The sequence below is a fragment of the Croceicoccus sp. Ery15 genome (assembly GCF_020985305.1).
Classification (GTDB): Bacteria; Pseudomonadota; Alphaproteobacteria; order Sphingomonadales; family Sphingomonadaceae; genus Croceicoccus.
The window spans coordinates 2,945,359-2,971,334 of sequence record NZ_CP087588.1 but is presented as its reverse complement, the minus strand read 5'-3'; the positions used below and the strand labels follow the sequence as shown (position 1 = coordinate 2,971,334).

General features: G+C 63.7%; 25 protein-coding genes. 10 read left to right on the top strand and 15 right to left on the bottom strand.

The window, feature by feature from the left end:
• Positions 1 to 312 precede the first annotated feature (312 nt).
• A complete protein-coding gene (locus tag LOZ77_RS14580; RefSeq protein ID WP_230279719.1) occupies positions 313 to 1,227 on the bottom strand; it encodes a prephenate dehydratase in 915 nt (304 codons plus the stop codon).
• A gap of 186 nt (positions 1,228 to 1,413) precedes the next feature.
• Between LOZ77_RS14580 and LOZ77_RS14575 the strand changes: the two genes are divergently transcribed.
• Positions 1,414 to 2,067: a cytochrome c family protein gene (locus tag LOZ77_RS14575; RefSeq protein WP_230279718.1), complete on the top strand. Its 654-nt coding sequence runs from the start codon at positions 1,414 to 1,416 to the stop codon at positions 2,065 to 2,067.
• Positions 2,068 to 2,135: 68 nt separating this feature from the next.
• Here LOZ77_RS14575 and LOZ77_RS14570 read toward each other — a convergent pair whose 3' ends face one another.
• Entirely contained in the window at positions 2,136 to 2,672 is a 537-nt protein-coding gene (locus LOZ77_RS14570; protein ID WP_255671135.1) for a GNAT family N-acetyltransferase, read from the bottom strand.
• Positions 2,641 to 3,894: an aspartate kinase gene (locus LOZ77_RS14565; protein ID WP_230281888.1), complete on the bottom strand. Its 1,254-nt coding sequence runs from the start codon at positions 3,892 to 3,894 to the stop codon at positions 2,641 to 2,643. Before LOZ77_RS14565 ends, LOZ77_RS14570 begins: the two co-directional genes overlap by 32 nt.
• A 97-nt stretch (positions 3,895 to 3,991) precedes the next feature.
• Here LOZ77_RS14565 and ubiG point away from each other — a divergent pair, with 97 nt between their 5' ends.
• Positions 3,992 to 4,747: a bifunctional 2-polyprenyl-6-hydroxyphenol methylase/3-demethylubiquinol 3-O-methyltransferase UbiG gene (gene ubiG, locus LOZ77_RS14560; protein ID WP_230279716.1), complete on the top strand. Its 756-nt coding sequence runs from the start codon at positions 3,992 to 3,994 to the stop codon at positions 4,745 to 4,747.
• Here the strand turns inward: ubiG and LOZ77_RS14555 are convergent.
• The 3 genes from LOZ77_RS14555 to LOZ77_RS14545 form a co-directional block, all read right to left on the bottom strand.
• Positions 4,744 to 5,454, bottom strand: coding sequence for a DUF2059 domain-containing protein (locus tag LOZ77_RS14555; protein WP_230279715.1), 711 nt, complete (start codon positions 5,452 to 5,454; stop codon positions 4,744 to 4,746). The genes ubiG and LOZ77_RS14555 overlap by 4 nt on opposite strands.
• 72 nt (positions 5,455 to 5,526) lie before the next feature.
• Complete coding sequence (locus LOZ77_RS14550; RefSeq protein WP_230279714.1) at positions 5,527 to 6,285, bottom strand: siderophore-interacting protein; 759 nt, start codon at positions 6,283 to 6,285, stop codon at positions 5,527 to 5,529.
• A 67-nt stretch (positions 6,286 to 6,352) separates the two neighbouring features.
• Positions 6,353 to 6,703, bottom strand: coding sequence for an ArsC family reductase (locus LOZ77_RS14545; protein WP_230281887.1), 351 nt, complete (start codon positions 6,701 to 6,703; stop codon positions 6,353 to 6,355).
• A gap of 97 nt (positions 6,704 to 6,800) precedes the next feature.
• Between LOZ77_RS14545 and aroC the strand changes: the two genes are divergently transcribed.
• The 4 genes from aroC to LOZ77_RS14525 all read left to right on the top strand — a co-directional run bounded on the left by aroC (position 6,801) and on the right by LOZ77_RS14525 (position 11,800).
• Positions 6,801 to 7,883 (top strand): chorismate synthase, encoded by a 1,083-nt coding sequence (gene aroC, locus LOZ77_RS14540; protein WP_230279713.1) that lies wholly within the window; start codon positions 6,801 to 6,803, stop codon positions 7,881 to 7,883.
• Positions 7,884 to 8,131: 248 nt separating this feature from the next.
• On the top strand, positions 8,132 to 8,698 hold the full coding sequence (gene ahpC, locus LOZ77_RS14535; RefSeq protein ID WP_230279712.1) for an alkyl hydroperoxide reductase subunit C: 567 nt from the start codon (positions 8,132 to 8,134) through the stop codon (positions 8,696 to 8,698).
• A gap of 112 nt (positions 8,699 to 8,810) precedes the next feature.
• Entirely contained in the window at positions 8,811 to 10,418 is a 1,608-nt protein-coding gene (gene ahpF / locus LOZ77_RS14530; protein WP_230279711.1) for an alkyl hydroperoxide reductase subunit F, read from the top strand.
• Positions 10,419 to 10,621: 203 nt separating this feature from the next.
• The gene (locus tag LOZ77_RS14525) at positions 10,622 to 11,800 is read left to right on the top strand and encodes a BamA/TamA family outer membrane protein (protein ID WP_230279710.1); all 1,179 of its coding nucleotides are present in this window, start codon (positions 10,622 to 10,624) and stop codon (positions 11,798 to 11,800) included.
• A gap of 7 nt (positions 11,801 to 11,807) precedes the next feature.
• On the opposite strand, the gene LOZ77_RS14520 is transcribed toward LOZ77_RS14525, so the two are convergent.
• The 3 genes from LOZ77_RS14520 to LOZ77_RS14510 form a co-directional block, all read right to left on the bottom strand.
• Complete coding sequence (locus LOZ77_RS14520; RefSeq protein WP_230279709.1) at positions 11,808 to 12,389, bottom strand: Smr/MutS family protein; 582 nt, start codon at positions 12,387 to 12,389, stop codon at positions 11,808 to 11,810.
• The gene (locus LOZ77_RS14515) at positions 12,386 to 13,513 is read right to left on the bottom strand and encodes a murein transglycosylase A (protein ID WP_230279708.1); all 1,128 of its coding nucleotides are present in this window, start codon (positions 13,511 to 13,513) and stop codon (positions 12,386 to 12,388) included. The genes LOZ77_RS14520 and LOZ77_RS14515 overlap by 4 nt, the downstream gene beginning before the upstream one ends.
• A gap of 76 nt (positions 13,514 to 13,589) precedes the next feature.
• A complete protein-coding gene (locus LOZ77_RS14510; RefSeq protein ID WP_230279707.1) occupies positions 13,590 to 14,267 on the bottom strand; it encodes a Tim44/TimA family putative adaptor protein in 678 nt (225 codons plus the stop codon).
• A 336-nt stretch (positions 14,268 to 14,603) separates the two neighbouring features.
• Here LOZ77_RS14510 and secB point away from each other — a divergent pair, with 336 nt between their 5' ends.
• The 4 genes from secB to LOZ77_RS14490 all read left to right on the top strand — a co-directional run bounded on the left by secB (position 14,604) and on the right by LOZ77_RS14490 (position 18,641).
• Complete coding sequence (gene secB / locus LOZ77_RS14505) at positions 14,604 to 15,122, top strand: protein-export chaperone SecB (RefSeq protein WP_230279706.1); 519 nt, start codon at positions 14,604 to 14,606, stop codon at positions 15,120 to 15,122.
• 26 nt (positions 15,123 to 15,148) lie between these two features.
• Positions 15,149 to 16,741, top strand: coding sequence for a murein biosynthesis integral membrane protein MurJ (murJ, locus tag LOZ77_RS14500; RefSeq protein WP_230279705.1), 1,593 nt, complete (start codon positions 15,149 to 15,151; stop codon positions 16,739 to 16,741).
• Positions 16,742 to 16,760: 19 nt separating this feature from the next.
• Positions 16,761 to 17,777 carry a tryptophan--tRNA ligase gene (gene trpS, locus LOZ77_RS14495; protein WP_230279704.1) on the top strand — a complete coding sequence of 339 codons (1,017 nt, stop codon included), beginning with the start codon at positions 16,761 to 16,763 and terminating at the stop codon, positions 17,775 to 17,777.
• Between the two features lie 168 nt (positions 17,778 to 17,945).
• Positions 17,946 to 18,641 (top strand): DUF4136 domain-containing protein, encoded by a 696-nt coding sequence (locus LOZ77_RS14490; protein ID WP_230279703.1) that lies wholly within the window; start codon positions 17,946 to 17,948, stop codon positions 18,639 to 18,641.
• Between the two features lie 266 nt (positions 18,642 to 18,907).
• Here LOZ77_RS14490 and dut read toward each other — a convergent pair whose 3' ends face one another.
• The 6 genes from dut to dnaA form a co-directional block, all read right to left on the bottom strand.
• The gene (gene dut / locus LOZ77_RS14485) at positions 18,908 to 19,402 is read right to left on the bottom strand and encodes a dUTP diphosphatase (protein WP_230279702.1); all 495 of its coding nucleotides are present in this window, start codon (positions 19,400 to 19,402) and stop codon (positions 18,908 to 18,910) included.
• Entirely contained in the window at positions 19,399 to 20,649 is a 1,251-nt protein-coding gene (coaBC, locus tag LOZ77_RS14480; protein ID WP_230279701.1) for a bifunctional phosphopantothenoylcysteine decarboxylase/phosphopantothenate--cysteine ligase CoaBC, read from the bottom strand. Before coaBC ends, dut begins: the two co-directional genes overlap by 4 nt.
• A gap of 10 nt (positions 20,650 to 20,659) precedes the next feature.
• Positions 20,660 to 22,228 carry a 2-polyprenylphenol 6-hydroxylase gene (gene ubiB, locus LOZ77_RS14475; protein WP_230279700.1) on the bottom strand — a complete coding sequence of 523 codons (1,569 nt, stop codon included), beginning with the start codon at positions 22,226 to 22,228 and terminating at the stop codon, positions 20,660 to 20,662.
• Positions 22,229 to 22,235: 7 nt separating this feature from the next.
• Positions 22,236 to 22,979, bottom strand: a complete 744-nt coding sequence (locus LOZ77_RS14470; protein WP_230279699.1) for a class I SAM-dependent methyltransferase — start codon at positions 22,977 to 22,979, stop codon at positions 22,236 to 22,238.
• 52 nt (positions 22,980 to 23,031) lie between these two features.
• Positions 23,032 to 23,844, bottom strand: coding sequence for a bifunctional DNA-formamidopyrimidine glycosylase/DNA-(apurinic or apyrimidinic site) lyase (gene mutM / locus LOZ77_RS14465; protein ID WP_230279698.1), 813 nt, complete (start codon positions 23,842 to 23,844; stop codon positions 23,032 to 23,034).
• 87 nt (positions 23,845 to 23,931) lie between these two features.
• Complete coding sequence (gene dnaA / locus LOZ77_RS14460) at positions 23,932 to 25,344, bottom strand: chromosomal replication initiator protein DnaA (protein WP_230292190.1); 1,413 nt, start codon at positions 25,342 to 25,344, stop codon at positions 23,932 to 23,934.
• Between the last annotated feature and the right edge of the window lie 632 nt (positions 25,345 to 25,976).

Below are 25,976 nucleotides of genomic sequence, written 5' to 3'. Positions count from 1 at the left end.
GGAATGATAACTGTTCGTGCGGTAGTTCAAATTTGCCCTATCATCAATTTGAATGATGCCATCGTTCAGCCAGGGTTTATAGTATTATTTCATGCCAGAGAGCAGGACCTGCGCGATTTTTTCGCAACTGGCATGGCGCGACATCCGCCGTTGGGGGATGGACGGGTGGCGCGACAACAGTCCTGATCGCGCTGTCGCATCATGACCATGACCGTGATGCGGCAGCGCGACTTCGCTGACGATTTCGCGTTTATAGATGTGAAGCTTTTAGCCGTTCGACACCGCCCGGCAGACAAATGTGAACGCGGCTAATTACCCGCGTGGGCGCGACTGGCGATAGCTGCCCAGAATCCGCAAATGCTTTGAATAAAAGCCCAGCTCTTCCAATGCGCGGTCCACAGCGGGCTGGCCCGGCGCGCCGACGATATCGGCATAGAACTCGGTCGCGGCGAATGCGGCACCCTTTTGATAGCTTTCCAGCTTGGTCATATTGACGCCATTGGTCGCGAAACCGCCCAGCGCCTTGTATAGCGCGGCGGGGATATTGCGCACTTCGAACACGAATGTGGTCATTGCGGGGCTGGTAATGGTCGCCGGGTCCAGCGCGTCCTTCGCCAGCATGACGAAGCGCGTCATATTGTCGTGCGCATCCTCGATATCGCGGGCGACGATCTTCAACCCGTACAGCCCCGCCGCCATTTCAGGCGCTATGGCAGCAAGGCCGGGGTCCTGCTGTTCGAAAACGGTCGCCGCCGCGCCCGCCGTATCGGCATGATCCATGCCCACCAGCCCGTCGGCGCGCAGCCGGTGGCGGCACTGCCCCAACGCTTGCGGATGGCTGATCACCGCGCGGAACGGCCCGTCGCCCAGCCCCATCAGATTGTGATGGATTTCCATGAAATGCTCACCCGTGATGGCAAGGCCGGATTCGGGCAGCAGGAAATGGATATCGGCCACGCGGCCATTATGCGAATTCTCGATCGGGATGATCGCGCGCGCGGCCCGCCCCTCTTTCACCGCGTCGATGGCGTCGGCAAAGGAAAAGCACGGCATCGGCAGGCAGTCGGGGTCGTATTCCAGCGCGGCGATATGCGAATTCGCGCCCGGCGCGCCCTGAAACGATACCGCGCGCTCCGGCTCTGCCAGGGCGGCACGGGTCATCTTGCTGACCAGCGCCATCGCCGGAGCGGCATAGGGGCTGGCTTTCTGGGATACGGGCGCGTTCATGGGGCCAGCCGTTACGGCTTCGCCGCGCCCATGCCAAGTGGGTTAAGCAGCGGGAGGAATCGCATTAGGGCATGAAACGCCCTTGTCATGCGGCAAACCCTTATTTAGAGCGGCGCGCGAGCCATATCGGCACCAATCGATACCCATGCTTTTCTAGCACGCACTCGCAGACGGATATTTTCTCTGATGGACGGCAAGCTCAATACCATCTTCGGCTGGACCCTGTTCGGTGGCGTCGTCGCCCTCGGCCTTTCCAGCATCAGCGGCCAGATTTTCGACATGGAGCGGCCGGAAGAGCTGGGCTATGTGATCGAGGGCGTCGAGGAAGAGGGCGGCGCCGAAGGGCCGTCGCTCGCCATGTTGCTGTCGACTGCCGATCTTGCCAAGGGCGAGGCGGTATTCGCCAAGTGCGTCGCCTGCCACACCATCGATCAGGGCGGCGCCAACGGCATCGGTCCCAATCTTTATGGCGTGATGGGCAAGCCCGTCGGACAGCATGTCGCCGGCTTTGCCTATAGCTCGGCACTGTCGGGCCATGGCGGCAATTGGGATTTCGAGAATATGGACGCGTGGCTGACCAGCCCGCGCAATTTCGCGAATGGCACCAAGATGAGCTTCGCCGGCCTGAGCAATCCCGAAGACCGCGCCAATATCATCGCCTATCTGAACAGCGTGGGTTCGAACCTGCCGCTGCCCGCAGTAGAGGAAGCACCCGCGGAAGAAGCGGCAGAGGGTGAAGAAGGCGCCGAAGTAGCCGCCGAGACCGAAGCCGAAGTCGCCGCCGGTGCGACCGAAGCCGCCGAAGGCGAAGTCACGGCAGAGGCAGCACCCGCCGAATAAACGGCTGCGACCAGCAAATCACCAAGACCCCCGTCTGGCGCAAGTCCGGCGGGGGTTTTGCAATGCGGTCAGCCCGCGAATGCCGGATGATAGGTGACGATGCCCGCGCCTTCGGCATTGTCGAATCGCAGCGCCTGAAAATAGGGGGTGGGCACATCGGGCAGAACCAGCGCCGGATCGGGTGCAAAGCCGAATCGCGCGTAATAGTCCGGATCGCCCAGCACCACGCAGCCCGACGCACCTGCCGCCCGCAGGCGCGCCAGCCCCTGGCGCACCAGCGCCGCGCCCGCGCCGTGATGCCGGTGTTCGGGTGCCACGGCCAGCGGGCCCAGCCCGAACCAGCCCGCATCGCGCCCGTCGACCAGAACGGGGCTGAATGCGATATGGCCTGTCAGAACGCCGTCGCTTTCCGCCACCAGCGAGACGCTCAACGCGTCGGCTGCGCGTAAGGCAGCGACAATCGCCGCCTCGTTCCCGTCCGCGTGTTCCGCGGTCAGAAAGGCGTGCGTGATCAGGCTGGCGATCGCGCCCACATCGGATTCGCACTCGTCACGAATCCGCACGGGCAATGGCTCAGGCCGCGTCGTCGACCGAATCGAGGCCATAGGCCGTGTGCAGCACACGCACGGCCAGTTCGGTCTCGTCCTCGTCGATCAGCACCGATACCTTGATCTCGCTGGTGGAGATCGCCTGGATATTGATGCCGCGATCAGCCAGCGCCTTGAACATGGTGCTGGCGATGCCCGCATGGCTGCGCATGCCGACGCCCACGATCGAAATCTTGGCCACCTTGGGGTCGGTGATGATGCGGTTGAAGCCGATATGCGGCTTGTGCTCTTCCAACAGGGCCTGCGTGCGCACCAGATCGGCGCTCGGCACGGTAAAGGTCACGTCGGTCTCACCCTTTTCGCGGCCCACGTTCTGGATGATCATGTCGACATTGATATTCGCCGCCGCCAGCGGGGTGAACACGCTGGCCACCGCGCCGGGGCGGTCGGGCACGCGGGTCAGGATGACCTTGGCTTCGTTCTTGTCGGCGGCGATGCCGGTGATCAGCTGGCTTTCCATGTCGAGTCCTTCAAGCTCTTCCTCGCTGACGATCAGCGTTCCGGGCAATTCATCAGCAAGCGGCGCATCGTCGTCGACGAATGACGAGAGCACCTGAACGGGTACTTTTTCCTTCATCGCAAGGCTGACCGAACGGGTCTGTAACACCTTGGACCCGACCGAGGCGAGTTCGAGCATTTCCTCGAACGTCACGGCCTTCAGCTTGCGGGCCTTGGCCACGATGCGCGGGTCGGTGGTATAGACGCCGTCGACATCGGTATAGATGTCGCACCGGTCCGCCTTGACCGCAGCCGCCACGGCGACCGCGCTGGTATCGCTGCCGCCGCGTCCCAGCGTGGCCACGCGGCCATCCTCGGCAAGGCCCTGAAAGCCGGGAATCACGGCAATCTCGCCCGCCTGCATGCTGGCGATGACGGCATCGGCCTCGATCTCGCCGATGCGGGCCTTGGCATGGGCATTGTCGGTATGGATCGGCAATTGCCAGCCCAGCCACGACCGCGCCTTGCAGCCCAAAGCCTGCAGGGTCAGCGCCAGAAGGCCGCTGGTGATCTGTTCGCCCGCCGCGACCACCACATCATATTCGGCCGGATCGTACAGCGGGTTCGCCTCGCGGCAGAAATTGACCAGCCGGTCGGTCTCGCCCGCCATGGCAGAGACGACGACCGCCACCTCGTGCCCTGCGGCCTGCTGGCGGCGCACGATATTGGCGACGCGACGGATCCGCTCCGTCCCCGCCATCGAGGTGCCGCCGAATTTCATCACGATGCGCGCCAAATGCTTCGCCTCTTCCTGTCCGTTTGCGAGTGGGGCCATGCGAATGCTGGCCGTTCGAATGGCGCGCTGTTAAGGGGATGGCATGGGCAATGCAACAATATCACCTGTAACCAATATGCCGGCCAAAACGATCCGACCGCAAGAGGCCGCGCATTTCGGCGCGCTGGCAGCGGACTGGTGGGACCCCAAGGGGTCGTCAGCCATGCTGCACCGGCTGAATCCCGTGCGGCTGGGCTTTATCCGCGATGCCATCGATATGCATTGGGGCGGCGATATACGCGCGCGCCATCCGCTGGCGGGCAAAAGGGCGCTGGATGTGGGCTGCGGCGCGGGTCTGTTGTGCGAACCTCTGGCCCGGCTTGGCGCGGCGGTCACCGGCGTCGATGCCGCGGCAGAGAATATCGGGGCTGCGCGTGCCCACGCGGCTGCGGGCGGGCTGGACATCGCCTATCACGCGGGGGAGCTTGCAGCGCTGGACGCTGGGCGGTTCGACCTCGTCACATCGATGGAAGTGATCGAGCATGTGGCCGACAAGGGCGCCTTTGTGCACCAGTTGCAGGAACGGCTGACCGGCGGCGGGCTGATGGTGCTGTCGACCCCCAATCGCACCACGCGGTCGAAACTGCTGCTGGTCGAGGGAGCCGAGCGGATGGGCATGGTCCCGCGCGGCACGCATCATTGGGACGATTTCATCACGCCCGACGAATTGTGCGAATTGCTGTCCGCCGCAGGGCTGAAGACGGGCGAGCCGAGGGGTATCGCTTTCTCGCCGCTGCGCGGGCTGGAGATTTCGGACGATCTGGCGTTGAACTATATCGTCACGGCGCGGCGGGCCTAATCCTCGCGGATCATCCCGCCCAGCTTCTCGCGCTCTTCCTCGGTCAGCTCGTCCACCGAACGCGGCGGGGGCAAATGGGCAGTCGCCTGTTTGGTCTCTTCGATGATGGCGGGCATTTCCTGCATCAGCGCGGGGACCATTTCCTGCATCCGCGCCATCACGGCGGGGTCCATATAGACCATCATCGAGCTGGCCGCGTATTTTCCACCAGCGGGCGTTTCGAAAAAGCGTGTGATCTCGTTCAATTCGGCAGTGGTGAACTGCGCGGCATAGGCCTCGCTCAATCCCTCGCGCACCTTGGGCTCCATCGATGTCATCACGCCGGTCATGGCCGACATCATGGCGCGCATCGACAGGGTCTGCCGCTCTTCGAAATGGGGGTCGAGGATCGCCATCATCTCGCGCATCGTTCCCTCGCCAGCACTGGCAAGGTCCTGTTCGCTCACTCCGCCCAGCGCGGCCAGATCGCGCATCGGCAGATCCATCACCGAATTCATCGACATGGCGACAATCTGGTCCATGCTCTGTTCCATCATGCGCGCATAGGAACCGTCGGGCAGCAGATAGCCGACCATCTTTTGCGCCGCTGCAAGGCGCGCAGGGTCAAGCGGGGCGGCTTCCGCCATCGCGTCCTGCGCATGGGCCGGAGTGACGAGAGCGGCGGTAGCCAATGCAAGCCCCGCGGCGGCGAGTTTCAGTGATTTCATGGTGCGACCCTTCCCCTGTCAGTCCAGCTATCGGACTGGCACAAAAGGCCGGGCGGGGAAAGGGTTAAGCGGTCAGCCCACCGCGTCCAGATCAGCACGCTTGGTCACGCGGTGGTTATCCTCGTCCTCGCCCTGTTTCCAATAGCTGGAGACATAGAGCCGGTCGGGACCCAGCCCGCGTTCGATGCGGAAATAATCGCGCAGGGCACGCATGGTCGAAAATTCGGCCGCGACCCATGCATAGGTTTCGCCGTCCTGCCAGCCCAGATCACGCATTGCCCGCAGCAGCAATTCGGGATCATTGCCCGAATGCGGATTGACCAGCCAGTGGATTGCAAACCCCTGGGGCACGGCAATGTCCTGCCGGTCATCCTCGTGCTGGATTTCGATCACGGCGGCACCCCGCGCGTCGGCGGGCAGCGATTCGATATTGACCGAGATGGCGGGCAATGCGGTCATGTCGCCCGCCACCAGATAGCGGTCCATGCTTGCGGGCAGCGGTTTGGCAGGCCCCGGTCCGCCGACCACGATCGTGTCGCCGATCGCGGCATTCAGCGCCCAGCTGACCGCCGGACCGGGCGTATCGTGATCCAGCCCGTGGACGACGAAATCGATATCCAGCCCGTCCTCGCCCTGATGGCGGATGGTATAGGTTCGCACCACCGGCTTTGCGCCATCGCCGCCCTCGGACAGACGCAGTTTGACATAGCCGCCTTCGGACCCTTGCGGAAAGCCGGCCAACCCCGAACCGCCCAATCGCAAGCGCACCATATGGGGCGTAACCTGAGTGCGAGACAGGAGGGTAAGCGTGCGCGGTTCGGGGCGGGCCATTGGCTTCCTTTGTTCGTATATTCGTCCCGCATATAGGCCGGCCCGATCATATTGCGAGTGTCTCGCATTATTTTTTTAACGCGGCAGCCCATTCCTTATCGCTGAACCCGACCAGCAGGCCGCCGTCATATTCCACCACGGGCCGCTTGATCATCGACGGATTAGCGATCAGCAGCGCCTCTGCCTTGGCGGCATCGATATCCTGCTTGTCCGCGTCGGACAGACTGCGGAACGTGGTGCCGCGCTTGTTCAGGATCGCTTCCCAGCCCATGTCGGCGATCCATGCCTTCAGATGATCTTGCGGCACACCGGCCTTTTTATAGTCGTGGAACGCATAATCGATCCCTTCGCCCTCCAGCCATTTGCGCGCCTTTTTCACCGTGTCGCAATTGGGGATGCCATATAGAATCATGCTCATCATGCTGCCTTTCGCGTCATTTTCGTATGCCGCCGCCGATAGGGCAGGTGGACTTTTGCGCGCAACGGATGAATAGGGCCGGTCAGGAAGGACAGTCATGAGCGTCAACAGTTTCGGCCGCGTGCTGCGTTTCACGACATGGGGCGAAAGCCACGGACCCGCGCTGGGCGCGGTGGTGGACGGGTGCCCGCCGCAGATCGCGCTGGACGAAGCGGATATCCAGCCCTTCCTCGACGCGCGCCGCCCGGGCACCAGCCGCTTTACCACCCAAAGGCGCGAGCCGGACGAGGTGCGCATCCTGTCGGGGGTGTTCGAGGGGCGCACCACCGGCACGCCGGTCAGCCTGATGATCGAAAACACCGATCAAAGGTCGAAGGATTATTCGGACATCGCGCAAAGCTATCGGCCCGGCCATGCCGATTACGCCTATGACGCGAAATACGGTTTTCGCGACTATCGCGGCGGTGGCCGGTCCAGCGCCCGCGAAACCGCCGCGCGTGTCGCGGCAGGCGCGATCGCGCGCAAGATCATCCCGGGCGTAACGATCCGCGCATGGGTGTCGGAAATGGGCGGCGATGCGATCGATCCGGCCCGTTTCGATCCCGCGCTGATACCGACCAATCCGTTCTTTTGCCCCGATGCCGCCGCCGTCGCCCGCTGGTCCGAAAAGCTCGACGCCGCGCGCAAGGCGGGGTCGTCGCTGGGCGCGGTCGTGACGTGCGAGGCAACGGGCGTGCCCGCCGGTTGGGGCGCGCCGGTCTATGGCAAGCTGGATGCCGATCTGGCCGCCGCGATGATGGGCATCAATGCGGTGAAGGGGATCGAGATCGGCGACGGGTTCGAGGCTGCACGCCTGTCGGGCGAGGAAAACGCCGATCCGATGCGGCCTGCACAGGGCGGCGTGACATTCGATGCCAATCACGCAGGCGGTATTGCTGGCGGCATTTCCACCGGACAGCCCGTGCGCCTGCGCGTGGCGTTCAAACCGACCAGTTCGATCCTGATTCCCGTGCCGACGATCAGGAAAAGCGATGATTCGGACGGTTTTACCGAGGGTGAGATCGTGACCAAGGGCCGCCACGACCCCTGTGTGGGCCTGCGCGGCGTGCCGGTGGTAGAGGCGATGATGGCCCTGACGCTGGCCGATCATTTCCTGCTGCATCGCGCGCAATGCGGGTGAAGCCTTTGTTGCAATTGCGAAAATCCTGAAACGAAGCATCCGCGGCGACGCCGGAAATTGCCGCTGACGGATCGTGCAATTGATCGGGTAAACCGATTAATTCCGTTTCATTGAATAATTCTATCAAACTTATCGGCTTTCTCCGCTTGGGGTTCGCGGGTGCAGCGCCTATCTGGTGTCTCGCAACGGAAATTCACGTCCGTGGTGCACTATCGCATCCCGGCAAACACCAATGGAGTAAACACCGCATGGGTATCATCGGAAGCACGATCAAGCCGTTCAAGGCCACCGCTTTTCAGGCCGGCAAGGACTTCTTCGACGTTGCCGACACCGACGTGAAGGGCAACTGGGCCGTCTTCTTCTTCTACCCCGCCGACTTCACCTTCGTCTGCCCGACCGAGCTGGAAGACCTGGCCGACCAGTACGAAACGCTGAAGGGCATGGGCGTGGAAGTGTACGGCGTGTCGACCGACACCCACTTCAGCCACAAGGCATGGCACGACACTTCGGAAAAGATCGGCAAGATCCAGTTCCCGATGCTGGGCGACCAGCTGCACACGCTGTCGAACAATTTCGGCGTGCTGCGTGAGGAAATGGGCCTTGCCGATCGCGCAACCTTTGTCGTCGATCCCGATGGCGTGATCCAGATCATGGAAATCACCTGCGAAGGCGTCGGCCGTAACGCGTCGGAACTGGTCCGCAAGATCAAGGCTGCCCAGTATGTCCGCAACAACCCCGGCCAGGTCTGCCCCGCCAAGTGGGAAGAAGGCAGCGAGACCCTCGCTCCCTCGCTCGACCTCGTCGGCAAGATCTGATCCAACACACGCCCTCTTCCCTTGAAGGGGCACGAAAAGCGGAGCGGCCCGGATGGTCCCGCCGTCCGGGCCGCTTTTGCGTCCAGAATATGTGAAACAGGAGGCCCCCGCCATGCTTGAAGCCAATCTGAAACAGCAGCTTAAGCAGTATCTCGACAATCTGCGTGAGCCGATCGAACTCGTCGCCTCGCTTGGTGAGGGCAAGAAGTCGGACGACACGCGCGAATTGCTGACCGAAATCGCAGAGCTGAACGACAAGGTCAGCGCCTCTTTCGACGGCAATGACGACCGCAAGCCCAGCTTTATCATCCGCCGCGCCAGCGATCCCGCCAGATGGGTCCGCTTTGCCGGTATCCCGCTGGGCCACGAATTCACCTCGCTCGTCCTTGCCCTGTTGTGGGCAGGCGGCCACCCGCCCAAGGTCGAGCCCGAAGTCATCGAGCAGATCGAGGCGCTGGAAGGCGATTTCGATTTCGAAATGTATTTCTCGCTGTCCTGTCACAATTGCCCCGACGTGGTGCAGGCGCTGACCCTGATGGCGCTGTATAACCCGCGCATCACCGCCACTTTGATCGAGGGCGGGACGTTTCAGGACGAAGTCGACGCGCGCGGCGTGATGGCCGTGCCCGCCACCTTCCTGCATGGCGAGATGTTCGCCAGCGGCAAGATGAGTGTCGAGGAAATCCTTGCCAAGATCGACACCGGTGCAACCGCAAAGCAGGCCGAAAAGATCGCCGCGAAGGACGCGTTCGAAGTGCTCGTCGTCGGCGGCGGCCCTGCCGGTGCCTCGGCAGCGGTCTATACCGCGCGCAAGGGTTTCAGCACCGGCATAGCGGCCGAACGCTTTGGCGGGCAGGTGCTCGACACCATGGGGATCGAGAATTTCATTTCCGTCCCCTATACCGAAGGGCCCAAGCTGGCCGCCGCGCTGGAACAGCATGTCGGCGAATATGATATCGACGTGATGAACCTGCAGACGGCGGAAAAGCTGATCCCCGCATCGCAAGCGGGCGGGCTGCACGAGGTGAAGCTGGCCAATGGCGCATCGCTGAAAGCGCGCAGCCTGATCCTGACGACCGGTGCGCGCTGGCGCAATCTGGGCGTGCCGGGCGAGATGGAATATCGCAACAAGGGCGTTGCCTATTGCCCCCACTGCGATGGCCCGCTGTTCAAGGGCAAGCATGTCGCGGTAATCGGCGGCGGCAACTCGGGCGTCGAGGCGGCAATCGATCTGGCCAATATCGTCGGTCATGTCACGCTGATCGAATTCGACAGCAAGCTGCGCGCTGATCAGGTGCTGCAGGACAAGCTGCGGTCGATGAAGAACGTCAACATCATCACCTCTGCCGCGACGACCGAAATCCTCGGCGATGGCGAGCGCGTGTCGGGCCTTGAATACAAGGACCGCGAATCGGGCGAGCTTCACAAGGTCGAATTGCAGGGCGTGTTCGTGCAGATCGGTCTGGTGCCCAATACCGAGTGGCTGAAGGATTCGGGGCTCGAACTGTCGAAGCATGGCGAGATCGTCACCGACGCGAGGGCTGCGACCAATCTGCCCGGCGTGTTCGCGGCGGGCGACGCGACCGATGTGCCCTATAAGCAGATCATCATTTCGATGGGTCAGGGCGCGACGGCAGGGCTTTCGGCGTTCGACTATCTGATCCGCACCGAGCCGGCGGACCAGATCGCGCAGGCGGAACAGGCACCGCAACCGGCCTGATCCGGCACCGGCCGCGCTATCATCGGGGGCGTCCTGCCGATTGGCGGGGCGCCCCTTTTGCTTGCATAAAACAGGCCGCATCGGGGCTTACCCCGATATTCGCGCCCATACGCCGCGTTATCCTGCCTGCCGGAACGCCGCCGGTCGCGGCGATGCAGGCATGGGTGTTTGGTGTGGGGCGCAGGCTGAATCGGGTTTTTCTGGTGGCGGCGCTGACCTTGATGGCGCAACCCGCTCTGGCGCAGGACGCCCCTGCCGAAGGTGAGATATCGCCGCCTGCACCTGCACCGTCGGATCAGCCGCATGGCAGCAAGCATGGTGGCTTCCTCGACCCGTTCTACGATGACGAGGATGGCAAGCTCGACTTTTCCGAAAGCCTGATGACGGGCGGGTTCTTTCCCATGCCTGTCATCATCACCGAACCGGCAGTCGACGGCGGTTTCGGCGTGGTGGCGCAATTCGTGGACATGACCCCCGGCCAGCCGCAACGCACCACGCGGCGCATGTTGGGCGGCATCAAGACGGGGAACGGGTCATACGGTATCGGCTATTTCCAGTCGGGACAGGCGTTCGACGGGCGCGTTTCCTATAAATTCGGGATCGGGCACGGTAAAATATCGCTCGACATGTACCCCGCCTTTGCGCCCGACGGGATCGAATATACGAACAAATACCAATATGGCATTTTCGGATCGGCACGGCTGCATCTGGCCGATCCGCGCTTTTCGCTGGGGCCGATCGTCGATTTTCGCGGGCTGAAGACCAGCGTGGAATTGCCCGAGATAGAGGGCGTGCCCGACGATTTCCCGACCGACTTTCAGCGCAAGCTGACGACCGGCGCGCTGGGCTTTGGCTTTCATTTCGACAGCCGCGACAATGCGGTCACGCCGCGCAGCGGGTTCAACGCCTTTGTCGAGGGCAAGTTCAATTCGGACAGTTTCGGCAGCGACCGAAATTTCGAAATCTATGACGCGGATGTCTATGCATTCTATCCGCTCGCCGAAAAATGGACATTGGGCGCCAAAACCGAATTGGATGCCGCGCGCGGCGATTTCCCGTCGTTTTTCGCGCCTTCGGTCGATCTGCGCGGGGTGCAGGCGGGCCGCTATCAGGGCAGCACGGCATGGAGTTCGGAAGTCGAGGTGACGCGCAAGTTGTTCCCGCGCTGGTCGGTCGTCGGATTTGCGGGCTATGGCACGGCCTATGCCGGATCGTCGAAGTTCTTCGAAGATTCGGGCGCGGTATTCGCGGGCGGCGGGGGCTTCCGCTATCGCATTGCGCGCAAGTTGGGCGTGGATGCGGGGATGGACGTAGCGTTCGGGCCGGATGGCGCGATCTTTTACATCCAGTTCGGCCATGCGTGGAGCATGGGGATGGACTGACCGCCCGTTATCGCTGGCGTTTCAGAATGATATAGATCGCGCCCGCGCCGCCGTGGCGGGGATGCGCCTTGCGTATGGCGGCGATCTGTCCGGCATGACGACCGGCCGCCAGCCAGTCGAGCAGTTTTGCGCGGATCGCGCCGCGCTTGCTGCCCCTGTCCGCCGCATCGACGGGACGGGGTTTGCCTGCCACCACCAGCAGCACGCGGGCCTGTTGCGCGATGGCCTGCGTCATCCCCGCTTCCAGCCTGCGATAGGCCGCGTCCAGCCCCAGCCCGTGCAGGTCCATGGTGAAATCGGGGTCGATCGTGCCGCGCCCCAGCTTGCGGTCCCAGCCGCGATCCAGCCCGCCACCGCTTTCGTCCGGAACGCGCGGTGGGGGAGGAGGCGGGGGCACCGCGCGCTGCGGGCGGGGCGATTTCGAACGCGATGCGGATTTGGGCGCCTGTTTGGGCGGCGGCAGCGGTTCCTCTGGCGCTTTCTTCGGCGTTTCGGGCCGTTTGCGGCCGGGCATGGGGGTGACGGTAGCGGCCAGATGCGCCCATGCCCGTCGCTCTTCTGCATCCAATTCGCGCTGGCGGCGCCTCATCGCCTCGCGGCACCCAACCGCGCCAGCGTGCCGCGCGGCAGCAGCAAAGTGACTTCGGCCTCGCTCGACATGCCGCCCGCGATCTCTTTCGCGCGCTCTCCCGCGCCCCAGAACGTGTCCAGCCGGTTTGCGCCCTTGATCGCGCCGCCCGTATCCTGCGCGATCCAGATGCCGTCCGCCCCAAACCGATCGCCATCATGGTCGGCATCGATCACGACCGGCGCGCCCAGCGGCACGAAGCGCGGATCGGCGGCGACGCTGGCATGGGGGCGAACCGGCACATCCAGCGCGCCCAGCGGGCCATCGCCGGTCAGCTCGCGGAAGAACACCCAGCTTTTATTGGTGCTCATCACCTCTTCGGCTTCGTCCGGATGGGCGCGCAACCAGTCGACAATGCCCTGCATCGTCGCCTCGCCCGGCTGGAACACGCCGCGTTCGCGCAGCACGCGTCCGATGGCGACATATTCGCGCCCGTTCTGCCCGGCATAGCCGATGCGCATCACGCTGCCATCGGGTGCGCGCAACTGGCCGGAGCCCTGAATCTGCAGGAAGAAGAAATCGATCGGGTCTTTCGCCCAGCCGATCACCGGCGCCCGTCCATCCAGCGCGCCCGCGACGATCTCGGACCGTTCGTAATAGGATGTGAACCGCCCGTCATCGGTCACGCGGCCCAAAGGCGCGCGCCCTTCGCCCGTATATCCGGGCTGGCGCACCAGATCGGCGGGCATGCCATAGACGGGCACGTCATAGCCTGCCGCCTTTTCGCGCACGCCCTCTATCTGCGGTTCGAAATAGCCGGTGAGAAAACCCTCACCCTGCGCGACCCGCACCGGTTCGAAATAGCCTGCAAAGAAATCGCGCGCGGTGGCGGCAGGCCAGACGCGCGCGGCATCACAGGCTGCGCGCCAGTCTTCGGCGCGTGTCAGCCCGCTGGCATCGGTGCGGACAAGCAGCTTGGGGCAGCTTTCGACAAAGGAAGCGAGCGCCGCCGCCGCATCGCCGGGTTCCAGCGCCATGGTGCTGACCGCTGGGCCAGCGTCCAGCGCAGCATCGGCGGCCCTGTCGGGCGCGGGCGGGGGAACGGGTTCGGGCGGCGAACCGGCGCAAGCGGCCAGCAGCGCCATGGCAGGAAGCAATAAAGCGGCAGCAGGCGCAGCCCGTTTGCGCGGCACGGTCTGTCCCCCCGCCAGCCCTGCGGGCTTAGCCTTCGTCGGTTTCGTCGAGCAGCCAGTCGGGACGCATCGCGGTCACCTTGCGGCTGAAGGTCCAGACATCGCGCGACTGGATCGCATCGTCGAGCGAACCCGCGATCATATTCCCGTCCTTGTCCTTGGTCAGTGCGGCAATGTCGGATGCGAAACGCACGGTGATGCGCGCCATCGGATGATCGAAATCGGCACCAACGATTTCCGCCTCCTCGATCCGGATCAGGCGATTTTCAACCGATTCGCCGGCCGCTTCGCGCGCGTCGATCGCGGCGACGAAGCTGGCATAGACATCATCGTCGCACAGCTCGTTCAAAGTCTCGCGGTCACCCTTCCAGAAGGCTTCCAGAATCATGGCGTACGCGCTCTTCGCGCCCTCGATAAAGGCGACAGGCGTGAAGCGGCGGTCGGCATTCGCAATCTCGCGCACCGCGCGCTGCGCGCCCAGCGGAATGCCCGCCAGCGCGCGTTCCAGTCCGGGAAGCTGCCGGTCGTCCGCCGCGCCGGTGCCGTCCGCCGCTTGCGAGCGCGGCGAAGGGGCCTGCGCCTCGGGCGTATGCGGCATTCGGCCCAGCATCTCCTCCTCATGCTCGGCACGGCGGCCGAGGACGGAATAGAGACGCAGGCCCAGAAAGGCGGCGATCATGGCGAGAATGACGATTTCGACGATCACGAGTGATCCATCCGTAATTAAGCATTGGGCCGGCCCCATCGCCGGCATGAAAGGCGAACCTGCCTTAAATAGGCAACAAACACAAATATACAAACAGGGTGAACAACCGGTGACCGGACCGATCCGGCGCAAAACGGGCGCATTTGCGCATCTTGGCGCGTGTTGCCAATTTGCGCCCTCCGACGCTGGCCGCCGATTTACGCCCTCCGGCGCTGGCCGCCAATTTGCGCCCTCCGGCGCAGGCCGGTTGCCCGCGCCGCCGCGCGATGCTACGCGCCGCAACCGACACAGGCGCGCGAGGGGCGCGCCGACCGCAATCGGAAAACGAAAGACATCATGGCCGACGAAGGCAATATCCTGACCGATCTGGACGCTGGCACCAACGCAGGCAACGGCACCGACAACCAGCCCGCCATCGGGCTGATTTCGCAATATGTGAAGGACTTGTCGGTCGAAAATCCGAACGCGCCGCAAAGCTATCAGTGGAACGACCAGCCGCAGCTGGACGTGCAGTTCAACATCCAGTCGAACCAGATCGACGGCGAAGTGCACGAAGTCGCGCTGAAAGTGACCTGCACGGCCAAGGCGGCGCAGGGCACGGCCTATATCGTCGAGGCGACCTATTGCGGCCTGATCGGCATTCGCAACGTACCCGAAGCGCAGGGCCATGCGTTCCTGTTCGCAGAAGCGCCGCGCATCCTGTTCCCCTTCCTGCGCCGCGTCGTGGCCGATGCCGTACGCGATGCGGGCTATCCGCCGCTGCTGCTCGACCCCATCGATTTCGCGGGTCTTTACCAGCAACAGATGGAACAGCGCCGTCAGGCGGGCGAACAGCCGTTCGCCGGTCAGGCCTGAACCGCGAGCCGGAAAAGCCTTAATATATGAGCCTCGTCCGCAATGTCGGGACGATCGGAGGGCTCACCGCGCTGAGCCGCGTGTTCGGCTTTGCGCGCGACATGCTGCTTGCCCGCGTGCTGGGCGCGGGGGCAGCGGCGGACGCGTTCCAGCTGGCATTCATCCTGCCCAACACCTTCCGCCGGCTGTTTGCCGAAGGGGCCTTCTCGGTCGCCTTCGTGCCGATGTATTCGCACCGCCTCCATTCCGAAGAGGGCGAGGCGGCGGCGAACCGGTTCGCGAACGATACGCTGTCGGTGTTCGTCTGGGTGCTGCTGGGCTTTTCGGCGCTGGCCATGCTGGCGATGCCGGGAATCGTGTGGCTGCTCGCGCGCGAGTATCAAGAGGTGCCCGGCAAGTTCGAGCTGTCGGTCATGCTCAGCCGCGTGACCTTTCCCTATCTCGCGCTGGTCAGCCTGGTGGCCATGCTGTCGGGCCTGCTGAACGCACGCTCGCGCTTTGCGCCGGGTGCTTTCGTGCCGGTGCTGCTCAATATCGTGCTGATTACCGGTCTGGGTGCGGGGTTTTATATCGGGCATCACGGCGGCAGCGATGCCGATATCGCTACCGCGCTTGCCATTTCGGTCCCTGCCGCGGGGGTGGCGCAGCTGGCCTATATGATCTGGGCCGTGCGCAAGGCGGGGGTAACGCTGAAAATCACCCGCCCGCATTTCACGCCCGAGGTGAAGCGGCTGGGCATGCTGATCCTGCCTGCCACCTTCGGCGCGGGCATTTACCAGATCAGCCAGTTCGTCGACACGTTCTTCGCCACCAGCCTGCCGCAAGGTTCGCTGACGCTGCTGAAACTGGCCGACCGGCTGAACCAGATGCCGCTGGGCATTGTCGGCATTGCGCTGGGCACGGCGATCCTCCCCATGCTGGCGCGCCATATCCAGACCGGCGACACGCGCGAGGCGCAGCGACTGCAGACCAATGCGGTCGAGATGGCGACGCTTCTTACCCTGCCCGCCGCCGTGGCGCTGGCGATCTGCGCCCCTGCCTTCACCACGGCGTTTTTCGTCGGCGGCAAGATGACGGCGAACGATGGCCTTATCATGGGCAATATCGTGATGGCACTGGTCGCGGGTCTGCCGTCCTATGTACTTGTCAAAGTGTTCCAGCCTGCATTCTTCAGCCGGTCGGACACCAAGACGCCGGTGTGGATCGCGGCGGGCGCGCTGGCCGTGAATATCGCGATCAATTTCTATGTCGTGCCACGTTACGGCATCGTCGGGCTGGCGGCGGCGACGGCGATCACCTCCACGCTGAACGTGCTGACACTGTATACCGTGTTGCAGATGCGCGGCTGGTTCCATTTCACCGCCAAGCTCGGCGGCCGCATCGCGCGGCAGCTGGTGGCCACAGCCGCCATGGGCGCGGTGCTGTGGCTGATCGTGCCACTGATGGCGGACCGCTATGGCGCCAGCGTGATCGAACGGGTCTGGTCGCTGGCCGCGCTGGTCGGCGCGGGCGCTTTCGTGTTCTTCGCGGTGGCGTGGATCATCGGCGCACTCGACAAGGACCTTATCGCGCAGCTACGGCGCAAGCGACCGGCCAAGCCCGTCGACCTATCGGAATAATCCCAAAAAGGCAGTGTTCATGCGTATCGTTTCGGGCATCCAGCCCACCGGCAATCTTCACCTCGGCAATTACCTCGGCGCGATCCGCAACTGGGTGCGCATGCAGGACGAGGCGGCGGCGGCCGGGCATGACTGCTTTTTCTTTCTTGCCGATCTGCATGCGATTTCCATGCCGCACGATCCCGCCGCGCTGACGGCGAACACCCGCACCATGGCCGCCGCGCTGACGGCATGCGGGATCGACAGCAAGAAATCGGTGCTGTTCAACCAGGCGCAGGTGCCCGCCCATGCAGAGCTGCAATGGCTGTTGAACGGCACGGCGCGCATGGGCTGGCTGAACCGCATGACGCAGTTCAAGGACAAATCGGGCAAGAACCGCGAGGGGGCGAGCGCCGCGCTGTTCACCTATCCGGTGCTGCAGGCTGCCGATGTGCTGCTGTACCAGACGACCCATGTGCCGGTGGGCGAGGACCAGAAACAGCATCTGGAACTGGCGCGAGACATTGCGCAAAAGTTCAACAACGACTTCTGCACCGAAGAAGCACCGCTGTTCACCCTGCCCGAACCGATCATCCCGCCCGATGCGGCGCGGATCATGTCGCTGCGCGACGGCACATCGAAGATGAGCAAGTCGGACCCTTCGGATATGAGCCGGATCAACCTGTCGGACGATCCCGACACTGTGATGAAAAAGGTGAAGAAGGCCAAGACCGATCCGGAACCGCTGCCGTCGGAGCCCGCGGGGCTGGCTGGCCGGCCCGAGGCGCTGAACCTTGTCGCCATCTATGCCACGCTGACCGACAAGAGCGTGGCGGGTGTGCTGGCCGATTTCGGCGGCGAGGGTTTCGGCAAGTTCAAGCCCGCGCTGGGCGAATTGCTGGTCGAGCATCTGCGCCCCGTGACCGCCCGCTTCAACGAGCTGAAGAGCGATGTGGAGCAGATCGACGCCATTCTGGCGCGCGGCGCGGCCAAGGCGCGCGAGGCGGCGGCACCGACGCTGGCGGGCGCGTATAAAGCGCTGGGGCTGCTGCGTTAGGCCATGCATGCCTAATGCCATGAAACTACGGCGCTTGTCGGGCGTTTGAAAGTCGATATTCAACTTTCGTTCACCGGCGAATCGCTACAGGATGTGCAAGATTTGCGGCGTCCTGCGCGATATTGGCAGCGGACCGGCGCCCGTGGACTGCAATTGGAGAGCAAGTCGATGACATCCCCGCGACAGACCGCCCGTTTCGGCTTTTGGGCCAAAATGCTGGCCGCACCGCTGCTGGTCGCGGGCGTCGCCGCCTGCTCCACGCCGTTCAAGGCCGATGTCTCGCGCTTTCAGGCGCAATTGCCCGCGCCACAGGGGATGAGCTTTGCCGTCGTCGCCGACGATCCGGCATTGAAGGGCGGCCTCGAATTCTCGCAATATGCGGGTTATGTCGCGCAGGAAATGACGCAGCTGGGCTATACGCAGGCATCGCCCGAAACGGCGGATCTGCTGGTCAGCTTTGATTATGGCGTCGATACAGGCCGCGAGAAGGTTACGACGACCGGCGCCGGTTTCTATCGCGATCCTTATTTCAGCCCGTGGTACGGCGGTTTCTATGGCCGCCGGCCCTATTACCGGTCGGCATGGGGCTATGGCTGGTACGATCCGTTCTTCGCGGGCGGCCCCGACGTGCGCAGCTATACCGTCTATACCAGCGGCATCGATATGAAGATCGACAATCGCGTGTCGGGCGAACGCCTGTTTGAGGGCAAGGCAGAGGCCGTTTCGACTTCGAACCGGCTGCAATATCTGGTGCCCAATCTGGTCGATGCGATGTTCACCGACTTCCCTGGCCAGTCGGGCGAAACCGTGCGCATCTCGATCGCGCCCGAAGACGGGTCGAAGAAAGTCCGCTCGCTGGACTGATCGCGCCGGATAACCTGCCCGTTTATCCTGACCGTTCCCCGCATTCTGGCCGTTCAGGGTCGGGAAAGCGCGCATTTCCTATAAAAGCAGGGCGATTCGCCCCCGACGGCCTCATGCGTCGGGGCGAAGCGTTTCCCTCGGGGCGGACTCATCTGTTATGAGGCCACACCCGCCCCGCATGACTTGCCCGGCCGTTGGGCCCCAGCGTCAGAGAGAAGGGCGCAGGGCCGACGTTACTGAGGGGCGGCCGGGCCTTTTGGCAAAATCTAGCCCTGATCGCCCTTGATCGGGCTGACTTCCGCCGAACCGAAACCGGTGGAGCCGAAACCGCCTGCACCGCGCTTCGTCTCGTCCAGATGCTCCACCTTCAGCCAGCTGGCGCGCACCACAGGGCTCAGCACCGCTTGCGCGATCCGGTCGCCGCGCTGCACCTCATAGGGTTCCTGACCGTGGTTGATCAGGATCACCTTCAGCTCGCCGCGATAATCCGAATCGATAGTGCCCGGCGTATTGGGCACGGTAATCCCGTGCTTCAGCGCCAGCCCCGAACGCGGGCGGATCTGGATCTCGAACCCCTCGGGAATGGCGACGGCGAGGCCGGTGGCGACGGCCACACGCTCTCCGGGCGCGATGATCCAGTCCTCGGCGGAAATCACATCCATCCCCGCCGCACCCTCGGTCGCATAGGACGGCAGCGGCAGATCGTCATTGCCGGGCAGGCGCATCACGGGAACGGGTACGGGGTCGTGCGGCTTCATCATTCGGCGTCCTTGTTGCAATGCGCGGCAATCCGCTCGACCAAGGCGGCGGCAACCTTGTCCTTGGGCATGGCGGGCCAGTCCTCTACCCCGTCGCCGGTGACAAGATGGACCGTGTTGCTGTCGCCCCCCATCACGCTGCTTCCGGGCGGGCCAGATACGTCATTGGCGACGATCCAGTCCGCGCCCTTGCGCAGCCGCTTGGCCTGCGCATGGCTGACGACATGGTCGGTTTCGGCTGCAAAACCGATCAGCAGATGCGGGCGGGCGGGCGATGCGGCGACGCTGGCCAGAATATCGGGGTTCACGGTCAGCGGCAGCGGCGGGACCTGACCCGAACCGTCCTTCTTGATCTTTTGCGCCGAACGGTCGGCCGCGCGCCAGTCCGCGACGGCGGCGACCATGATCGCCACATCGGCAGGCAGCGCCTGTTCCACCGCTTCCAGCATTTCGACCGCCGATTCGACGTCATAGCGGTCGACGCCCGGCGGGGTTTCCAGATGCACCGGCCCCGCGATCAGCGTCACCTGCGCCCCCGCCGCGGCAGCGGCAGCGGCAATGGCAAAGCCCTGCTTCCCGCTCGACCGGTTGGCGATATAGCGGACGGGGTCGATCGGCTCATGCGTGGGGCCCGCGGTGACGAGGACGTGGCGACCATGCAACGAACGATGCGTTTCGCCCGCGAAGTCGGGCTGGCCCATCAGCGGATCGACTTCCCCGGAACGGGTGATCGCCTGCCAGATCGCTTCCGGCTCGGGCAAGCGGCCCGCGCCGAATTCGCCGCAGGCCATCGGCCCTTCGTCGGGCTCCAGAACCGTCACCCCGTCGGCGCGCAATTGCGCGACATTGCGGCGCGTGGCGGGATGGTCCCACATGCGCACATTCATCGCGGGCACGGCCATCACCGGCTTGTCGGTGGCCAGCAGCAGCGTGGTGGCAAGGTCATCGGCGATCCCCGCCGCCATCTTGGCCATCAGATCGGCCGTCGCGGGGCAGACCACCACCAGATCGGCCTCGCGGCTCAGCTGGATATGGCCCATCTCCGCCTCGTTCTTCAGGTCCCACAAGGTGGTGTAAACGGGCTTTTCCGACAGGGCCGCCAGCGTCATCGGAGTCACGAAATGCTGGCCGCCTTCGGTGACCACGCAGGTCACCTCCGCGCCGCCTTTACGGATCAGGCGAACCAGCTCGCATGCCTTATAGGCCGCGATGCCGCCACCGACGATCAGCAGGATCTTTCGCGGTGCCACCTGTTCGCTCCTATCCGATCCAGCCCATCATCATCGCAGCATAGACCGCCGCGCCGCCGATGCCAGCACCCAGCGCATAGGGCATCGGCGATGCGCCGCCCTGCACCTTCTTGCGCGCGCGGCGTTCCCAGATCAGCTCCACATCGGTCAGCGGCGGCGGTTCGGGCGCGCCGCCCTTGGCCGGAAACTGCTCTTCGATCCGGCGGACAAGGTCGGGGATGCGCAGCAATGTCTGGGTGTCGGTGCGGATGCGTTCGGCAATCGCGGCCTCCGGTCCCAGCTCGTCGCGGATCCATTCGCGCACGAAGGGCGCGGCGACATCCCACAGGTTGATGCCGGGATACAGCTGGGTGGCGATCCCCTCTACCATCACCATGGTCTTTTGCAGCAGCAACAGATGCGGCTGCGTCTGCATGTCGAAATCGCGCGTGATCGCGAACAGCCCGTCAAGCATCTGGCCGACGCTCAGCTCGCTTACCGGCTTGCCGCGCATCGGTTCGCCCACGGCGCGCAGGGCCGTGGCGAATTCGTCGACCGAATGGTGGCTGGGCACATATTGCGCCTCGAAATGGATTTCGGCCACGCGGCGGTAATTGCCCGTGGTCAGCCCATAGAGGATTTCCGCCAGCCACGCCCGCGCACGCCGGTCGATGCGGCCCATGATGCCGAAATCGATGGCGACGATGGTGCCGTCGGCCTGCACGAACAGATTGCCCTGATGCATATCGGCATGGAAAAATCCGCCGCTGATGGCCTGCCGCAGGAACGCCAGCACCAGCCTTTGCGCGATATCCTGCAAGTCATGACCCGCAGCCAGCAAGGCTTCGCGGTCCGACATCTTGATGCCGTCGATCCATTCGATCGTCATCACGCGGCCATTGGTGCGGTCCCAGTCGATCCCGGGCACGGCGAAGCCCGCCACCGCATGCATCGATTCGGCCAGTTCCGACGCACTTGCCGCCTCGCGCCGCAAATCCAGCTCCCGATTGGTCCAGCGCTTGAAATTGGCGATGGTCAGGCGCGGGCGCAGGCGTTTCGCCTCTCCGCCCAATGCTTCCAGATGGGCGGCTGCCCATTCATAGGTGTCGATGTCGCGGCTGAACTGTTCGCGAATGCCGGGACGCAGCACTTTGACGGCGACGGTGCGGCCGTCCTTGGTGATGGCGCGATGCACCTGCGCGATGCTGGCCGCGCCGACGGGCGTTTCCCCGATTGAATCGAACAGATCGGTCCATGGCCGCTCGAAGCTCGCCTCGATCGCGGCGGCGATCCGGTCGAACGGCACGGGCGGCAGCGAATCCTGCAATGTCAGCAAATCGCGCGCGGCTTCCTCGCCCACCAGATCGGGGCGGGTGGCCAGCGTCTGGCCCAGCTTGATCGCGGCGGGGCCGATGTCCTGAAACGCCTCGGCATATTGGGGCTGTTTGGGCTGGATCGTCCCGAAGCGCGCGATCCGGCACAGGCGGCGGACGGGGCCGGGTGTTTGCGGATGATCCTCGACAATGCGCAACGCGCCGTGCCGCGCAAGGATGCGGCCCCATTTGAGGAGGCGGTAGATATGGGTGGCGGGTTTGGTCACGGGCTTCTTAAATCTTCCAGCCCGAATGGATCGCGACCAGCCCGCCCATGATCGGCTCTACCTTCGTCTGCACGAAACCCGCTTCGCGGATCATGCGTTCAAATTCGGGCATGGTCGGAAAGCGGCGGATCGATTCGATCAGATAGCGATAGCTGTCCTCGTCCCCTGCGATCATCTTGCCGATCTGGGGCACGAGCCTGTGCGAATATTGATCGTAGATTTCCTTGAAACCCGGCCATTCGGTGGTCGAAAATTCAAGGCAAAAGAATCGCCCGCCATGTTTCAGCACGCGACACGCCTCGGCCAAAGCGCGGTCGATATGGGTGACGTTGCGAATGCCGAAGGCGATCGTATAGGCATCGAAACTGCGATCCGGAAACGACAGCGCCTCGGCATTCTGGCACGACCAGACGAAATCATTAAGGCCCCGCTTCACCGCGCGTTCGAGGCCGACGTCCAGCATGTCCTGATTAATGTCGGACACGGTAATTTCCGCGCCCGAATCGGCCATGCGAAACGCGATGTCGCCGGTGCCGCCCGCCATATCGAGAATACGTTCGCCGCCGCGCGGTTTGACGCGGCGCACGAAACGGTCCTTCCACAACCGGTGCATGCCGCCCGACATGGCATCGTTCATGATGTCGTATTTTTTGGCCACTCCCGAAAACACCGCGCCGACGCGGGCGATTTTTTCGTCTTCGGGGATTTCCTCATAGCCGAAAGAGGCGGTTTTGGGGCTGATATCCGTCATGGCGGGCGGTTTAGGGCCTAATCTGCCCGGGGCAAAGGAAAAGCGGTGCGATTCAGCGCTGGCATTGGCGGCACCAGAACGTGGATCGCCCGCCCTGCACGAATCGCTCGACCGTGCCGCCGCAATGGCATGGCTGCCCCTCGCGCCCGTAAACGCGCCAGCTGGCCGCGAAATAGCCCAGCTCGCCATCGGGCCGCGCATAATCGCGCATCGACGATCCGCCTGCCGCGATCGATTCGCCCAGCACATCGCGGATCGCGGGGACCAGCAGCCTGAGCTTGGGCAGAGACACGCGGCCTGCGGGCTTGTCGGGGCGGATACCGGCGCGGTGCAGCGCCTCGCACACATAGATATTGCCCAGGCCTGCCACGATCCGCTGGTCCAGCAGGGCCAGCTTGATCGCCGGAACCTTGCCCGCCAGCGCAGCCTTCAGATAGGCGGGGGTAAAATCGGGGCCGAGCGGTTCGGGGCCCATGGCGGCAAAGGGGGCGAATGCCGTCAGCGGATCGCCCGCGACCAGATCGACCGAGCCGAAACGCCGCGCATCGTTCAGGGCAAGAACATGTCCGGCCCCCGTTTCCAGCACCAGATGATCGTGCTTGCCGATTTCGGCGGGGTCGATCCGCCAGCGGCCGCTCATCCCCAGATGGAAGATCGCGGTCTGATCCCGATCCAGATGGATCAGCCCGTATTTCGCGCGGCGCGACAGATGCGTCACCACCGCGCCCGTCATCACCTGCACCAGTTCGGGCGGGAACGGGCGGCGCAGATCGGGGCGGTTGACCGCAATACGCGCGATCGTCTCGCCTTCCAGAAAACCGGCAAGGCCGCGGATCGTGGTTTCGACTTCGGGAAGTTCAGGCATGGGCGGACAAAGGCATAAGGCACATGAAATAGGGGCGGCACCCGCCGATTGCGAGCACCGCCCCCGTCATTCGTGCAACTGGCGGGTTCAGCTTTCCAGCTGACGCAGCAGGCTGCGCACATCGCCGTCCATATCGGCATCGCGCGTGCGCAAATCCTCGATCAGGCGGACGGCATGGATCACGGTCGAATGGTCGCGCCCGCCGAACTTGCGCCCGATTTCGGGATAGCTGCGCGGGGTCAGCACTTTGGCCAGATACATCGCCACCTGACGCGGACGCACCACGGCGCGGGCACGGCGCTTCGACGCCATCTCGCTGCGGTCGAGCCGGTAGAACTGGCAGACTGTGCGCTGAATCTCGTCAATGGTGATGCGGCGGCGGTTGGCCGACAAGATGTCGGTCAGCTGTTCCTCGGCAAGGTTCAGTGACACCGGTTGCCCCGTCAGCTGCGCATAGGCGATCAGCTTGTTGAGGCCGCCCACCAGTTCGCGGACGTTGCGGCTGATCGTGCGGGCAAGGAATTCGATCACATCGTCGGGCACATCGTTCGACGTGAACCGCGTGAGGCGATGTTCAAGGATCTTGCGGCGCAGGTCGATATCGGCAGCCTGAATATCGGCGACCAGACCCATCGACAGGCGCGACAACAGGCGCGGTTCCACCCCGTCCAGCGCTTGCGGCGCGCGGTCGGCGGCAAAGCCTAGCCGCTTGCCTTCGGCCAGCAGCGCGTCGATCGTATAAAGCAGCTCTTCCTGCGCCGATGCCTTGCCGATGATGAACTGGATATCGTCAACCAGCAGCATGTCGAAACCGCGCAGGCGCGATTTGAATTCGATCATCTGGTTCTGGCGCAGGGCCTGCACGAACTCGACCATGAAACGCTCGGCCGAGCAATAGAAGATGCGGCTGCCCGGTTTCGCAGCAGCGAACTGGTGGCCGATGGCGTGGAGCAGATGCGTCTTGCCCTGCCCCGTCGCGGCCTTGAGGTAGAGGGGCGAGAATTGCGGCGCTTCGGATGCGGCCATGCGCTGCGCGGCATTATAGGCCAGCACATTGCCTTCGCCGGTGACGAAGCTGGCGAAGGTCAGCGTGGGATCCAGCCCTGCGCTGCCCAGTTCTGCGATCGCATCGGCGGGATTGGTCGGCGCGGGGGTGTGATCGTTCGCGGCGGCAGGGCCGACATGCAGTTCGGGCAGCTTGCGGCGGCCGGGATGGACCGAAATGCGCACATTGCGCACTTCGCTGCGCGCAATCTTCCACGCCAGCGACAAGCGGTCCGAAAACCGGTCGTTGACCCAATTGGCCGAAAATTCGGTGGGAAGGTAAAGGTCGAGCGTCCCCGTCTCGCGGCAGAAATTGCCCAGCTCGATCGGGCGAATCCACTGGCCATACAGCTGCTGGCCCAGATCCTTGCGCAGACCCACGCAAATGTCCGACCAGTCCGCCGCCAGGGCCTCACGCTCTTCTTCAGCCATCAGATTATTCACTTCACTATCCATTGGCCCGCGCACCGCCTTGTTCTGACCCATCTGTTTGGATCCCGGATTTTGCTGAGCGGTGATACCGCTCGCCAGCGGACCTGCCCCCGTTCGTCCCATGACCATATTGCTCCGATCCCGACTTCGAACCCTGTACTTTACGCCCGATACCTCAAGCCGGTCACTATAGGGTGCACCCTTAAGAAAACGCCGAACCGAAACGATCATCAAATCGATTCCGGTACCATGCCTTTGAAACCGGCACGGCTCAACAGTCCTCTGCCGCCCCCTAACGGCAGGAAGATGAATCTGCGTTGTCTAGTGGTGCCGCCCATGAATTGACCGGCGAGTCAGTTTCTAAGGCTGTGGAGGGCAAAGCGGCAAGGGTGGACAGGTAAAAAATCTGAAATAAAGCCAGTTGACTCGTGCAATACCGCAGAAACGCTACGCTTCTGATTTAAACGGCTGAAATGCGCGGTTTTTTACACGCGAAGCACTGTCCGGCCACGTCCGAATCGTGGATTAACCGTGAAATTGTGCAATGCAGCAAATTTCCACCCGCTTTGCGGCAGCGCAACGCAAAAGGCCGGAGATAACATCTCCGGCCCTTCGGCGGCAATTTCGCTGCGCGGATGGGACCGATTCGGTCCGAA